The sequence below is a fragment of the Streptomyces sp. NRRL S-378 genome (genome assembly GCF_000720645.1).
Classification (GTDB): domain Bacteria; phylum Actinomycetota; class Actinomycetes; order Streptomycetales; family Streptomycetaceae; genus Streptomyces.
Map to the genome: position 1 here is coordinate 72,002 of NZ_JOBX01000016.1, position 13,973 is coordinate 85,974.

The following is a 13,973-nucleotide window of genomic DNA, read 5'->3' on the forward strand; positions in this document are numbered from 1 at the left end:
GCACGGCCACCACGGCCGTCGCGCCGAGCGCCGCGCCCGCCAGGACGTCGTGCGGATAGTGCACCCCGACCAGCACCCGCAACAGGGCTGCCGCCCCGGCCACCGGCAAGGCCAGGGCCGCGAGCCGAGGCCGTATCAAGACCACGCCGACGGCCAGCGCGACGGCCAGGGTGGCGTGGTTGCTGGGGAACGCCCAGTCGCCCGGCTCGGGACACGGCGCGAGGGCCGCCACCCCCGGCAGGGCCCGGCACGGACGTTCCTCATCGACGAGGAGTTTGACCGCCTCGCTGACCCCGTAGGCGACGACAGTCCCGGCGGCGGCCACGGCCACCCCGGCCAGCCCCGCCGCATCCCTGCGGCGTAGGACACTCCAACCGACCCAGGCCAACAGCAGGCCCAGGAACAGCAAAGTGCCCTCACTCGCCGCTTCCAGGACGGTCTCAGCCCACGATGGCCCGTCCGCCACGCTCCCAGTCAGCGCCCGGTAGGCCCTCGCTGAGAGACCCGCCGTGACGTGCACCGGTTCGTTCGTGCCCAGTGTGTCGTCGGGTGCCAGCCAAACCACAGCCGCTGCCCCCGCCCCGGCCGACGCGACCGCCACCGGCAGCCGCCGATCCCACCCGTACCGCTTGATCGATTCCATGCCGCCGACGGTAGGAACACCGCAGGCCGGGGGCCCTGGCCGAATGGCAGCCCGGTACCCCGACGATCGTCAGGGTTGACCGGTACAGGCTGAAGAGACGGGATCAGCCTCGGAGATCCAGAGGCAGTCCGAAGCCGTAATCGTCATGCGGCAGCGGCTTCCAGAGGCGGTGGCTGGGCTGTGTACTGGCGTTGGTCGCGGATGAGGGCCCACAGGACATCGAGGCGACGGCGGGCGAGGGCGAGGATCGCCTGTTTGTGGCTCTTGCCCTCGGTTCTCTTGCGGTCGTAGAAGGTCTTCGAGGTGGGGCAGAAGCGGGCGGCGATCTGGGCGGAGAGGTAGAAGACGCGCAGGAGTCGGCGGTGGTAGCGGTGTGGGCGGCGCATGTTGCCGCTGATGCGACCGGAGTCCCGTGGGACCGGTGCGAGGCCGGCGACGCCGGCGAGTCGGCCCGCGCTGCCGAAGGCGTCCATGTCCCCGCCGGTGCAGGCGATGAACTCCGCCCCCAGCAACGGACCCGTGCCGGGCATGCTGAGGATCACTTCCGCGTCGCGATGGTCCCGGAAGCGGGCCGCGATCTGCGCGTCGATGTCAGCGATCTCATCGTCCAGAGCCAACACCGCCCTGGCCAGGGTGTTGACCACGGCCGCGGCGGTGCTCTCCCCGGCCACGCGGTGTGCTGGGCCTGCGCCGCGGCGACTGCCGCCTCGGCGATGGCCTGGGCGCCTCGGACTTTGCGGTTCTTCAACCAGGTCGCGAGTCGGCTCGAGCCAATCCGGCGCAGGCCGGCCGGGGTCTGGTAGCCGGTCAGCAGGATGAGTGCCCCTTTGGAGGCGGCGTAGTCGAAGGCCCGTTCCAGGGCGGGGAAATACTCCAGCAGCTGTGCCCGCATCCGGTTGATGGCGCGAGTGCGATCGGCGGCGAGGTCATAGCGGCGGGCAGTGAGGATCTTCAAGTCCACCGCGATCTCGTTCCACTCCTGCAGAGGCTGCAGGTCCCGGCGCATCCGCGCCTGATCGGCTATGACGTAGGCGTCCTTCGCGTCCGTCTTGCCGTCTCCGCGGTAGCCACGGGAAGCGTGGTGGACGGTTCGGCCAGGAATGTAGAGGAGCCGCTGACCATGGCCGGTCAGGAGAGCGATCAGCAGAGCGCCGCCGCCGGCGTTCAGGTCGATGGCCCAGGTCACCGGGCTGTCCTCGGCCAGTGCGAGGACGTCGCCTATCAGCTCCAGGAGTTCGGGCTCGTTGTTGGGCACCCGGCGCGAGAGCACCTTCGTTCCGTCCGTGTCGATCACCGTGCAGTGGTGCGCGGCCTTGCCGGCATCCGTCCCCGCCCAGAGCTCGGGCACCCGAGCCTCCCTCGTCGATCGGTTGACTGGTCCCTGCAGACGACCACGCCGACGTGTCCTTACGAAGCGATCTCTGTTCGCTCATCCCAATGAGTGGCCGTGTCGTCGCGGGGCGCTGGGCGGCCAATCAGTCAAAACCACAACCACGGCATGAGCGCTCCTAGCCACACCCAGGCCCCTGGGTCTCCCGATCGTACGAAGGACCGGAATCAACCCGCCAACAAGGTAAGGAGCGCTTCAGTTGGCCGGTGAGCGGCCGAGTTGGCCGGCCGAGCGTTCGGTGTCAGGCGCCTGGCGGGTCCAGAGGGTTAGGTCGCTGCTGGTGGCGACGGCGAGGGTGCGTCCGGACGGCGAGAAGCCGGCGGCTCGCAGTTCGGAGTAGTTGGAGTCGAAGATGTGCCACCAGCTTTCGCCGTGCGGTCCGTTGTGGGGGATGCCGCCGTCTGTGGACAGCAGGACGCGGTCGTGCGGCCACTCGGGGCTGACGACCTCCAGGGTCCAGCCGTCCTCGGTGGTGGTGTGCAGACCGCCTCCGAAGAGTCCCGCGATGCGTACTCGGGCCGAGGCGATGGGGCCGAGCCCTGGGCAGGAGAGATCTGGCACTGCGTCCGGGGTGCTGCCGTCGGGGTCAGGGTCACGGTCCCGGGCGATCTTCTCGCCGGTGACGGTGTCGAAGAGCCCGTGGCCGTCGACGGAGACAACCATGACTAGGTCGCGGCCATCGTCGGGAGCGAGAGCGAAGCCGATGCCGAGCAGGCCACCGATAGGGATGAGCCCGTTCGGGACCGGGTGCCACGGGACAGGCGGCGCAACGACAGGGACGGACAGAAACTGCTCTCGCAGACGCCGCTGGTAGTCAGAGATCAAAGTTCCTTCTCGCCTCGTGGACGTTGACCGCCCCAAGGCGATGACGTGAATCGTGCCAGGTTCGCACGAGCCTGGCACTCGACCGGCTAACTGAAGCGCTCCTTACCTTGTTGGCGGGTTGATTCCGGTCCTTCGTATGATCGGGAGACCCAGGGGCCTGGGTGTGGCTTTAGAAGGCGTCTCGATTGGTGAAGGGCGCTGTAGATAGATGAGTGACTACTGGACCCCTGCCCATCAGGCAGTGGAGCAAGAGGATGCTGAGACCTTGGCTCGGCTGCTGGGCGAAGGGGCCGATCCCGATGAGGTCTTCAGCAACATGACGTTGCTGACGCACGCGATCGATACCGAGGGCGATGGATCCTGGCAGACGGGCGAGCCTCTGACGGTTCACACCACAGCGGTACTGCTGGCTTTTGGCGCTGACCCCGAGCTGGCAGCTCCCGGCGGCCGTACGCCTCTGGAGCAGGCGAGTCAGTACGGCCACCACTTGGCGTTGAACTTGCTGCGAGCCCACATCAGGAGGCGAGGCGCCGGAAACAGATGAGGGCGCAGGCGATTGCGGCGAAGCCGAGGAAATGTTCGGCGCGCTGTTCGTACCGGCGGTGCAAGCGCCGGAACCCGTTCAGCCACGCCATGGTCCGCTCTACGACCCAGCGGTGCCGGCCGAGGCGCTCGGAGGACTCAACGCCTCGGCGGGCGATGCGGGGCGTGATGTTGCTGCGGGCGCGCAGCCATTTGCGCAGGTGGTCATAGTCGTAGCCCTTGTCGCCATGCAGTTTTCCAGGCCTTCGACGGCGTGGTCCGCGGCGTGAGCGGATGGGCGGTATTCCGCGTACCAGAGGCTCAAGGCCCTGACTGTCGTGGGTGTTCGCACCGGAGATCCCGAGTGACATGGGCAGTCCGTTGCGATCGGTCAGCAGGTGGATTTTCGATCCCTTCTTGCCGCGATTGGTCGGATTCGGTCCCGTCAAAGTCCCCCTTTGAGGGCACGAACACTGACCGAGTCGATCGCGCACCTGGACCAGTCGAGGTCGCCGTTAGCGCCGAGCTCGTCCAGGATCACGCGGTGGAGCTTGGCCCAGACTCGTGCGGTCGTCCAGTCGGTGAAGCGACGATGCACGGTCTGCCAGGAGGCACCGAAGACCGGAGGGAGCTGCCGCCAGGCGCAGCCGGAGGTAGCCACGAACAAGATCGCAGCCAGTACGGCCCGGTCATCAGCCCGACGCCGCCCACCACCCTGCGGACGTACAGGAGGCTCTGGCATCGCTGCTTGAAACAGCTCCCACAGCGAATCCGGCACCAGCCGTTCGACTATCCCCATGCCACCTGGAACGAACGGCCGCCAATCAAGACACCGTCTTAGGGCCGCAGCGGCTTGATCATGGATCGGTACACGGGTGCCCCATCCCAAGGCTGGGTAAGGCCGACGAGCCGGTATCCGAGGCGCTCGTACCATGCGGCGGCCGGCGCCTCAGGGCGGACGGCGAGGGTGACCCGCTCGGTGGTGACCCCGTCCAGCAGGGCGGCGTGCAGGGCCCGGCCGATACCGCGGCCGCGACGGTCGGCGAGCACGGCGAGTTCCATCACGACGAAGGTGCGGTGCCCGTCCTCGCGGGTGAACTCCTCCGGCAGGTCGGTGTCCAGGAATCCGGACCACCATCCGGTGGTGGACGCAAGGGGGAGGCCGTAGGCGAAGCCGGCGAGCTCGTCGCCGTCGCGGGCCAGGACCAGGCGGAAGCCGGGGGTCTTGTGCTCGCGTTGGTAGCGCTCCAGGAACTCGGCGACGTCACGCGGTCCCTCGTTGTACGGGGGCTCGGCGAACACGGCTTCATAGACGGGGGCGAGGTCGTCCAGCTCGCGTCCAGCCGAGACGGTGTCGGTGACGGTGGTGTATTCCACGGGACTCCTCATCGGGTGGGGCGGACACGATCCAGCTCGTGGCGGGCCACGGCCAGCGATTCCCGCGCCCGTCCCGAGGACACTTCGGTGAGCAGGGCCTCGCCCTGCTCGAGGTGGCGCGCCGCCTCCTCTGCCTCCCCGGACCGGGCGAGCGCTCCGGCGAGGCTGGCCCGCTGCAAGGCCTCGTTGCGGGCGTAGGTGGTCTCCTGTCGTTCCAGGGAACGGCGCAGCCACGACACGGCGGCCCGGTGATGCCCGGCTGCCGTGAACAGCTCGGCCTGTGCCGAGGCGAGTTCGGCGGGACCGTGGAACAGCGTCCAGTCCGGTGCCGGCCGTGACCCGCGGTCCTTCTCGTACAGGCGGGCCGCGTTCGCCAGCGTGGAGCGGGCCGACGCCGAGTCGCCCAGCATGGCCAGCGCCCGCGCCTCCCGGGTGGCCAGGATGGACAACAGCGACGGCGGCGCCCACGGCGCGGCGAGCTCCGCCGCCCGCCGGGCGTGGTCTAGCGCGTGCCGGGGCTGTTTCTCCCGCAGCTCCAGCAGCGCCATGGACGCGAGGACCAGGACGCCGAGGGAGTCGTCACGCAGTTCGGCCGCCGTCTCGCTGGCCTGCGTCCAAAACGAGCGGGCGCGCGCGTGATCGCCTGCGTCAAAGGCGAGCCAGCCGACGTGTTCGGCTGTCTCACCGGAGATGAGCCGGAGCTGACGGCCGATCGTCTCGGGGTAGGACCCGGTGTCGATCAGGCGTCGCACGCGGGAGAGGTGGGCGGCGGCGAGCGGGCCGACCGTGGCGCCGCCAAACCGGTCGTCGAGGCCGTACAGGGAGGCGAGGCCACGGCGCAGGTCGGTCACGGTGTCAGTGCCGATGCGGGGGGCGTCGTAGGCGGTGGCGGGCGCCGCTGTGATCCCGGTTGCGCCGAGGGCGATGCCGCCCGCGGCGGCCAGGATGGTGCGGCGATCCTGCATCTCGGGCCTCTCACGGAGTTCGGGGATCGGGTCCAGTACCGCCACGGAGGCCGTGACAGCGTTGCGGCGGTGCTCCGGAACCCGGAACCCGGCCTGTTCCAGGGGCACGCCAAGCATCGCTTCTAAGACCCGTTGACGGCCCGGCTGCGGGCACGGCGGTGATGGCGCTCGCCACCGGCGGATCTGCCGGTCGGTGACGTCCTCGCGTTCACCGATGCGGGCCGCGACGGCCGCGTACACGCGGATGAACTGCTTCGGGCTGCGCCACCCGAACCCATCGACCAGGTCCGCGAACGCCCTTGGCTCCTCCGCCGGTTCGGACATGGTGCCCCCTCGCGTTCCGTGGTGTGACCTCTCCTCGCACCGTAGGGCCACCCGGCCCGGACTTTCAGCGCCTCGGGGCAGAAAAGTCCGCCTGAAAGTCCGGCACAGCCCACGCCCCGCCTTGCCTGTCACCGGTTGACTACCCACAGCACATCCCCCAGGGGGTGCGTCCTGGCCTAGCAACGGGACGCACTCCCACCCCTACGCCGACAGGCAGGAGGCACGGACGTGATCAGGAACGACACGAACGTGTGGGTCCGGGAGGACGACGACCACCACCTGTTGGGGCGGGAGGTCATCCACCCCGGAACGGAGCGCACCGGCACCGTCGGAACCGTGTTCATCCGCACCTCTAAGGTCACCGGCAAGCCGGTCGGCCGGACCGCGCACATGCGCCCCATGGACGGCTCGGGGCGGGAGTGGACGGCCGACCCCCGCGAGCTGAAACCCCTGCGCCTGCTCGCCCCGGACGTGGCCGCGGGCGCCCAGTGAGTGGGCCCCGGGCGTGGGTCGGCGACCAGGTCAAAGACGCCGCCGGACACGGAGCCATCGTCACAGACGTCCGCGAGAAGGGCCCGGGCCCCATGCCGGTGTGGGTGCTGCGGCCCATCTACGGCGGCACCTTCCACCAGTGGGAGACCGACGCCCCGGACACCCTCACCGTGATCCGCCGCCGTGCCGAGCGGATCGCCAACCCCTGAGACGGCCCCGCGGCAGGGCTGCTGCCGACGCGCCCTTCCCCCGACGCTTCGGCACCCCCGACCGTGGGGCGTACGACCCCGGCCGACCACCCGGCCCGGCCGGTACGCACGACCGAGAGGAGTACCGCCATGGCCAACAACAGCGGGAACAGCGGGAGCGGGAGCGGTGGAAGCAGTGGCAGTGGAGGTGGTGGTGGAGGGAGCCACGGCGGAGGGTCTGCGCCGATCTCCACCCCGCCCCCGCCGCCGCCGTCCAACCCCGACACCAGCACGCCCTCCGGTGGCGGGAAGCACCGGTAACCCATGACCGTCATCGCACACCAGGAGCGCCCCAGCCGTACCGAGCTGGGGCGCTGCCTCATGGAATCCGGCGCGCTCTCCTCCGACTGGGCGCCCGCTTTCGCCGCCGTCGACCGCGCGGCGTTCCTGCCTCCGGTGATGTGGCCGTTCGTCCCGGCCGACCGCCAGCAGTCCGGCGACGGTCTTGCCGCCCGCGCGGTGACCGTGGACCGGCGCACGGATCCGGCCGCCTGGTACGGATACGCCGACAGTGACCTGTCCGTCGTCACCCAGTGGGACGACGGCGCCCATCGCGGCGACCAACCTGGCACGGTCCCGACCTCGTCCAGCTCCCAGCCCTCGGTGGTGTTCCGCCTCCTCGCCGCCCTGGACGCCGACGCCGGGATGCGCGTCCTGGACGCGGGCACCGGCACAGGCGAGACCGCCGCACTCCTGGCCCACCGCTGCGGCGCCGCCAACGTCACCACCATCGACGTGGACCCGGCCGTGTCGGCGGCCGCGAGGGAGCGGCTGTGCACCCTCGGCCTGTACGCCGAGGCGGTCACCGGCGACGCCCTCGCCGGCCACCCCGACCGCGGCCCGTACGACCGGCTGCTGTGCACGTTCGGAGTGCGCAGCATCCCGCGCGCCTGGGTGGAACAGGTCAGGCCTGGCGGCGTCATCGTCGCCCCGTACGGAACGCACTACAGCAGCCGCGACGCCGCCGCCCGCCTCACGGTCCACGCCGACGGCACCGCGTCCGGCCCGTTCGTCACCGCGGTGGAGTTCATGAAGGCGCGGTCACACCGCACGGTGTGGCCGGACGCCGAGCAGTACGTGAAGGAGTGGCCGGGCTCGACCGGCACGGCCTTGCAGCCCGACCAACTCGCCGAGGCGCACCACGCCATCAGCCTCGCTGTGCCTCACGTCGCGCACACCACCCACACCGAACCCGACGGCGCCCCGGCTGCCTGGTGGTACTCCCTCACCGACCGCTCATGGGCAGCCGTGCGCTGGCCGGACGAGTACGGGCCGGGCATCGTCTACCAGCACGGCCCGCGGCGCCTGTGGGACGCCGTAGAGGCGGCCTGCGGATGGTGGGTAGCCCAAGGCAGCCCCGCCCTTGACCGCTTCGGCATTACCGTGGGCCCGGACGGTGAGACACCATGGCTGGACGACCCCGGGAATCTGCTGCCTGGGGCCCGCTGGCGATAGGAGAGGCGACGTGGACGCCGACAGGGAACCGCTCGCCGCGTGGGCGGAGCGCCGCGACCGCCGACGCGAGTCCGACCGGCAGATCACTGGCCGCCGCCGAGCCGAACCCCTGGACCCGGCGGCCCGCGGCCGAGCCGCGCACCTCGCCCCCGACGCCCCCCGCGTCCTCTTCGAGCTCGAGGAGGAGTCCGGCGAGTGGCTGCCCGTCGGAGTTGCCGACAACGCCGCCGAGGCCGCCGCCTTCATCCACGGGTGGTGACAACACCGTCCCCTGAACCATCCGGCCTTCCTGCGCGCCTGCATGGGGATTCCTCTTGCTGGCCATTGGCGCCGAGGCCGAAACGAGCAGCGCGGACACTGCATGGCTCGAGACCGAGCTGCTGGCCGTGAGAGACACCATCGAACTCACGGACGGCCTCGACGGCCGTCCCCTCCTCTTCGACTCCGACACAGGCAAGTACGTGGCGGTGTCCAAGGCGGGCACCGTCATCCTGACGCTCCTCGACGGCCAGACCACCGCCCGTGACGTGGTGCGCCGGGTGGCCTCACCGTCCGCCGACCCTGCTCGCGCCGAGACCGCTGTCGTCCGGTTCCTGACGGAGCTCCGCCAGGCCGGGGTCCTCACCCTCGAACCACAGGACGAGACGCGCCGGGAACGGGTCCTCAAGTACTCGCTGCGGCAGAGGATGCCGCGCAAGCCGCTGACCCGCTCCGTCCACATACTGCTCGAACCCGTGGCCAAGGTGCTGCAGAAGCTGCCCGTACCTGCGGTGGTCGGCATGTGGATCGTGCTGACGGTCGCGGGTCTGTCCACGGCGGGGTACGCCCTTGCGACCCGGAGCCTGCCGGACTACACGGTCTGGTCCGGGATCGCGGCGCTCCTGCTGATGCTCCAGATCGCCGTACACGAGCTGGCGCACGCCCTCGTGTGCCAGTCCTTGCGGGTGCCGGTCCGGGAGGCAGGCATCACCCTCATGCTCTACGTGATGCCCGTGGCGTACGTGGACCGTACGGACGCCTACCGCGTGCGGGGACGCGCACCGCGCGCCCTCATCGCGCTCGCCGGACCCATGAGTGACGCCATCTGGGCGGGAGCCACCGCTCTGGTCCTGCTGCACACCAGCGGAGCCGTACACGATGTCGCCGGCGCGCTCCTGCAACTGCAAGTGCTGCTCATGATCGTGAACCTGAATCCGCTGCTTCCTTCGGACGGATACCACGCACTGGAGTCCGCCATGGGCTCCGTCAACCTCCGCGGCCGGTCCTTCGCCTTTCTCGTCCACATGGTCACAAGGGCTCCGCTGCCGAGTCATCTGCTCGTGAGCGGCAAGCTCAAGCGTGTCGGCTACTGCGCCTTCGGCGTCCTGTGTGCTTGCTACGGAGTGTTCATGGTCGGGGTCGTCCTGACGTGGTGGTGGCACCTTATCGAAGGGCTCCTCGGATGACTGTCCTCCCGACCGCACCCCAGCCCCCGACGCTGCCGGACGCCACGCCAGTGGCGGCCGCGCGGCCTGCGCAGCCCGAGGGCCGCGCTCTTGGCGGGCTGAGCCCCGTGGTGTCCGCGTGGGCGGTGCACCGCATCAACCGGCTGCCCGTGGAGTCGCTGGATCTCGCCCTGCCCTGCACCTCGGACTCCCTGCGTCAGGAGGCGGCGTACGAGAAGCAGCTCGCCGATGGGGCTGGCTTCCTCTCCGATGCCCTGTACGCCGCCGTCCCGACACTCGACGACGCCCCGCACCTCCGCCGTGCGCTCCTCAAGCTGCGCCGCTGCGTGCACAACGGCCGTCCGGTGCAGCTGCCGGAGGACGTCATGGCAGGGCTGCGCGAAACGCTGGGCGGCCCGGCGGCCCGCGCGCTGACTGAGTGGCTCGACGTCATGCGGGACCTCTCCTCACTTCGCACCCGGACCGACGCCCTGTACGAAGAGGAGACCACGCGGGCCACCGAACGCCTGCGGGACGTCCTCTCCGAGCCGGTCTTCGCCCAGGGACTCGCCCAGGCAAGCCCCCACCTGCTCGATCACGTGACGGCCAAACCGCTCGAACCGCACGGCAAAGCGGCCCGTTCGGTGCTCGGGTACGTCTCCAGGGCTGCCGTGAAGACCAGTCCGTTCTCCCGGCTGACGGCACTGGCCCTGGAGGGCGGGGAAGCGGACGGAACCGGCCACAGCTACGTGGATCAGCAGCATGTCCGCGCCTGGCTGGACACCCTGGCTCGCGACGAGCGCTTCGCCGCCGCTTTCCAGGTGGAGCCCAACAGGTCGTTGCGCCGACCGGGGGGACGCGCGTACCTGTTGACCCCCGCCTATCCCGGCTCGGGCGAGTCAGCCTGGCGGACGGATTCGATCGCCGACGCCTCCCGCTACGTCGAGCTGATCGGAGCACTGGCCTCCTGGCCCCGCATGACGATCACCCAGGCGCTCGTACGCATCGGGGGCAGTGACCCGTTCGGAGGCTTCCTCAGACTGCTCGACACCGGGCTGCTGCAGCTCGTGCTCCCCTGGACGGCGACGGACCCCCACCCCGTCCGTGCCCTCGCACGGAGCCTGGAGTGCCTTTCCGACCCGGTCGCGCGGCGCACCCGTGTGCTGTTGGAGGACCTCGGGGAGGAGGCAGCCGGACTGCACCTGCTGTCCGGGAGCGAACGTGCCCGGTCGGTCAACCGGCTCGCCGCGCGCATCGGCTCCGACGCCGCGGACGACCCGCGGCCCACCGTCCCATACGCCGTGTACGAGGACGCCCTGTCCGACGTCCCGGCGGACCTGTCGGCCGAAGCCGTCCGGGAGGACCTCGCCGGCCTGGGTCGCCTCCTGCGCCCCTACGTCTTCCGCTCGCACGTCTATGACTGGCTCCGGGACGAATTCGTGGCCCGGTACGGCGCCGGCGGGCACTGCCCCGACCTATTCGAGTTCCTCTGGGCCGTCGCAGCATCCCCCGGGTTCGAGGGGAACCTCTACCGAGCGCTGCAGAAGGACCACGGCGAGTCGGGACGCCCCACCGACCGCGCGTGGCTGCCCGTGTCCGCGTCCAGCGCGCCGCCGACGGCAGCCGTGCTGTACCAGGTCGCGGCGCGATCCGCCGACGCCGTCCGGCGGGGTGACTACCGGATCGTGGTGAACCAGTACAACTCGGGAGTGGGCGGGCTGCTCGCGCGCTTCCGCCACCAGCTGGACAGCCCGGCGGCCGACCGCGCCGGGCTCACCCGGCATCTGCAGGGCTGGATCGCCGACCTGTTCCCGCACGCCGCACCGCACCAGCTCACCCTGTCCGGTGACGTGAACGGGATGCACCGTGCGGCCGACGGTGTGCTGCCCGCGTTCCGCTGGCCGGGGGAACCCTCCCACGCCGGTGGAGCCGTGCATGCGGAGGCACCCGCGACCATGAGCCACTGCCCGGTCACGGACACCTTGGAGTTCGCCGACTGCACCGGTCGTACCCTCGCGCCCGTCTACCTTGGTGTCGTGCCGCAGCACCTCATCCCCGGCGTCGCACGGCTGCTGCTGTGCCTCGCCGACCCGTGGATCAACGGCTCCCGCTTGTGCTGTACGCCGAACCCGGTGGACGGCTCTCCACCCGTCACCGGCGAGGACATGGAAGTGATCCCGCGCAGGGTCCATGACCGCCTGGTCCTCGGACGCCGTACCTGGCGGATCGCCCCGGAAGCCCTGCCCCAGCCGGCCAAGGGTGAGCAGCCGTCGGCCTACTTCCGGCGGGTGCACCGGTGGCGTATCGGCCTGGGTCTCCCGGACGAGGTGTTCGTGTCCGTCGAATGCCCCTTCACGGTGGCGGAAGTGGCCTCCTCCCGGGGAAAGCCCTTCTGGCTCTCCTTCCTGAGCCCGCACGCGATCTGGGCGGCGGCAAACCACATCGGAAGGGCGAAGGACGCGACGGCCGTCCGGCTCGCCGAAACGTGCCCGGACCGCTCCGCGTACTGGTTGCGGGACGACAGCGGGAGCCACAGGGCGGCAGAACACGTTTCCCTGTTGCGCTGGCACCGCCCCTCGCGCCATGCCCAGCCCGACGATGAGCCCGGGACCCACAGCGCGGAGGCGAGCTCGTGAAGGACCCTCTCCTGCAGGCGGACTGGTGGTACGCACGCCTCTACCCCGGCGGACTCGACCACTTGGACCAGGCCGTCGTCCGGTGCCTGCCGCCACTTGTCGATCTCGCGCGGGAACTCGGAGCGGACCAATGGTTCTTCATCCAGTACACCGACTGGAAAGGACCGCATCTCAGGCTCCGGATCCACGGTGAGCGCGACACGGTGGACCGGCTCCATCGCATGCTCCCGCAGATCACTCGCGAACTCGAAGCACTCGGCCGCGAGCCCGTCCCGAACCGTGGAGCCCTGGTCCCGTTCGAGTTGCGCCCGTTCAGCGGGAGCCACGCCGGAGTCGAAACGGCTCTCTACGAACCCGAGGAGGGGAAGTACGGAGGGCCCCTGGGGACCGAACTCGCGGAAGAGGTCTTCCAGCACTCCAGCGACCTCGCCCTGTGGGCCGGAAACCTGCCGCGCCACCCCGACCGCGCAGCCCTCGCAACACTGTTGCTGCACGCCTCGGCAGCTGCCCTGCGGGACCACGGCAAAGGCACCGACACCGCGTGGTTCTGGGAGCGCCACCTCGCCTGGTGGACCCATGACGGCGGACGAGAGGCCGAAGAGCTCCGCACGCGTCTGCGGAACTCCGCAGAGGCCGACGAGCCGGGAATCCGCGGCAGATCTGCCGAGATGGCACTCGATCCTGAGGTGCGGGTCCGGGTACGGGGCTGGGAGGAGGTTCTATCCACATACCTCGGCAGGGCCGAGGCCAGCCGTGTTCCCTATAGCGCGGGGCACCTGGTTTTCCACCAGGCCCACATGATGTGCAACCGGCTGGGAGTGCTCCCGCGGGAAGAGGCGCTACTCGGAATCCTGGCAGCCGAGCAATCTGGCTTGTCTTGAGTACTTATGGCGAGCCATCAGAAGACGGGGTTGCACATGGCATAATGCGTGTATGACACATGATGGTAAATCCGGAACCCGTTCCATAGCCATCGGGTTGGCCGTGGGTATGTCGCTCGGCGTTGCCGTCGGGCTCCTGCTCGGGCTTTTCGTCTTCGACAACGTCGGCATGGGCTTGGGCCTCGGTATCGGGATCGGCAGTGCCGCCGGGATCGGCCCCGCGGTTCGCCGTGCCCACAGCGCACCCTCGCGGGATGAGGGCTGATGCTTGCCAGCGCTCACCTTCTGACCCGCATGAGAAGTAGTGTCAGTTTCAGACATCGAAAGGATGCGCAATGCGCTCATCTGTCTCCAGGGTGGCCGTCGCCGCCATAGCGTTAGCTGTCTCTTCGTTCTCCATGAGCCCGGCATCAGCGACGGAAGGCAGCTGGTCCAAGGCCTACGGAAGCGCATTGGTCACGGGGAATCGTCATGCGGAACGTGAACTTCCGCTCTCTGTGCTTACCGCGCTCGTGATCAAGGGCGAGCTGAAGAACACTGGTAACGAGTGCTATTCCCTCTGGGCGAAGCTCAACATCGGCAGTGCGCCGGCCGCGAGGGCCGCCACCCAGTGCGGTCCGGGCACGACGGCTTTCAGTCTGCGCTCGGTGCCGAGCATGAGTCCTAACGGAACGCTCTTCCTCTGCAGGGGCGAGGGAACCCAGGACTGCGGTCCGCGGTTCTCGGCGCGAGAGTTCCCCGTCAGCGCACTCCCGATGCGCTGACGAGGGCCGGACCTGCTGTGTCACCTG

Annotated in this window: 13 protein-coding genes and 2 pseudogenes; 9 read left to right on the plus strand and 6 right to left on the minus strand. The window is 69.8% G+C overall.

The features are described 5' to 3' along the window. Nucleotides 1–7: 7 nt before the first annotated feature. The 3 genes and pseudogenes from IH80_RS45990 to IH80_RS0114450 all read right to left on the minus strand — a co-directional run. Nucleotides 8–643 (minus strand): annotated as a pseudogene (locus tag IH80_RS45990) (phosphatase PAP2 family protein); the annotation flags it as partial. Between the two features lie 143 nt (nucleotides 644–786). Next, nucleotides 787–1,991: pseudogene (locus IH80_RS39280) on the minus strand (IS110 family transposase). A 237-nt stretch (nucleotides 1,992–2,228) separates the two neighbouring features. Continuing rightward, a complete protein-coding gene (locus IH80_RS0114450) occupies nucleotides 2,229–2,858 on the minus strand; it encodes a hypothetical protein (protein WP_030960655.1) in 630 nt (209 codons plus the stop codon). Nucleotides 2,859–3,066: 208 nt separating this feature from the next. Between IH80_RS0114450 and IH80_RS0114455 the strand changes: the two genes are divergently transcribed. Continuing rightward, a complete protein-coding gene (locus IH80_RS0114455) occupies nucleotides 3,067–3,402 on the plus strand; it encodes an ankyrin repeat domain-containing protein (protein WP_030960656.1) in 336 nt (111 codons plus the stop codon). On the opposite strand, the gene IH80_RS43765 is transcribed toward IH80_RS0114455, so the two are convergent. From IH80_RS43765 to IH80_RS39285, 3 genes are all read right to left on the minus strand, one after another. After that, nucleotides 3,374–4,173, minus strand: a protein-coding gene (locus tag IH80_RS43765) for an IS5 family transposase (RefSeq protein ID WP_420708779.1) whose coding sequence is annotated in 2 segments (ribosomal slippage) — nucleotides 3,374–3,840 and nucleotides 3,840–4,173 — 801 coding nt in all. Because the reading frame shifts where the segments join, the coding sequence is not laid out codon by codon here. The genes IH80_RS0114455 and IH80_RS43765 overlap by 29 nt on opposite strands. A 44-nt stretch (nucleotides 4,174–4,217) precedes the next feature. Further along, nucleotides 4,218–4,757, minus strand: a complete 540-nt coding sequence (locus tag IH80_RS0114460) for a GNAT family N-acetyltransferase (protein ID WP_030960657.1) — start codon at nucleotides 4,755–4,757, stop codon at nucleotides 4,218–4,220. Between the two features lie 8 nt (nucleotides 4,758–4,765). Further along, entirely contained in the window at nucleotides 4,766–6,046 is a 1,281-nt protein-coding gene (locus IH80_RS39285) for a tetratricopeptide repeat protein (RefSeq protein ID WP_051809294.1), read from the minus strand. A gap of 228 nt (nucleotides 6,047–6,274) precedes the next feature. Here IH80_RS39285 and IH80_RS0114470 point away from each other — a divergent pair, with 228 nt between their 5' ends. The 8 genes from IH80_RS0114470 to IH80_RS41475 all read left to right on the plus strand — a co-directional run bounded on the left by IH80_RS0114470 (nucleotide 6,275) and on the right by IH80_RS41475 (nucleotide 13,447). Further along, complete coding sequence (locus tag IH80_RS0114470; RefSeq protein ID WP_030960660.1) at nucleotides 6,275–6,538, plus strand: hypothetical protein; 264 nt, start codon at nucleotides 6,275–6,277, stop codon at nucleotides 6,536–6,538. Next, nucleotides 6,535–6,747 carry a hypothetical protein gene (locus IH80_RS0114475; RefSeq protein ID WP_030960662.1) on the plus strand — a complete coding sequence of 71 codons (213 nt, stop codon included), beginning with the start codon at nucleotides 6,535–6,537 and terminating at the stop codon, nucleotides 6,745–6,747. Before IH80_RS0114470 ends, IH80_RS0114475 begins: the two co-directional genes overlap by 4 nt. Before the next feature lie 303 nt (nucleotides 6,748–7,050). Continuing rightward, nucleotides 7,051–8,241 carry a methyltransferase domain-containing protein gene (locus IH80_RS0114480; RefSeq protein ID WP_030960664.1) on the plus strand — a complete coding sequence of 397 codons (1,191 nt, stop codon included), beginning with the start codon at nucleotides 7,051–7,053 and terminating at the stop codon, nucleotides 8,239–8,241. A 10-nt stretch (nucleotides 8,242–8,251) separates the two neighbouring features. Next, nucleotides 8,252–8,500, plus strand: coding sequence for a DUF6087 family protein (locus IH80_RS0114485; protein ID WP_051809296.1), 249 nt, complete (start codon nucleotides 8,252–8,254; stop codon nucleotides 8,498–8,500). Between the two features lie 55 nt (nucleotides 8,501–8,555). Further along, the gene (locus IH80_RS0114490; RefSeq protein ID WP_051809298.1) at nucleotides 8,556–9,686 is read left to right on the plus strand and encodes a PqqD family peptide modification chaperone; all 1,131 of its coding nucleotides are present in this window, start codon (nucleotides 8,556–8,558) and stop codon (nucleotides 9,684–9,686) included. Beyond that, a complete protein-coding gene (locus IH80_RS0114495) occupies nucleotides 9,683–12,301 on the plus strand; it encodes a lantibiotic dehydratase (RefSeq protein ID WP_078906522.1) in 2,619 nt (872 codons plus the stop codon). The genes IH80_RS0114490 and IH80_RS0114495 overlap by 4 nt, the downstream gene beginning before the upstream one ends. Further along, nucleotides 12,298–13,182 (plus strand): thiopeptide-type bacteriocin biosynthesis protein, encoded by an 885-nt coding sequence (locus tag IH80_RS0114500; RefSeq protein ID WP_030960670.1) that lies wholly within the window; start codon nucleotides 12,298–12,300, stop codon nucleotides 13,180–13,182. Before IH80_RS0114495 ends, IH80_RS0114500 begins: the two co-directional genes overlap by 4 nt. Before the next feature lie 52 nt (nucleotides 13,183–13,234). Further along, nucleotides 13,235–13,447, plus strand: a complete 213-nt coding sequence (locus IH80_RS41475; RefSeq protein WP_037879936.1) for a hypothetical protein — start codon at nucleotides 13,235–13,237, stop codon at nucleotides 13,445–13,447. Nucleotides 13,448–13,973: the final 526 nt, after the last annotated feature.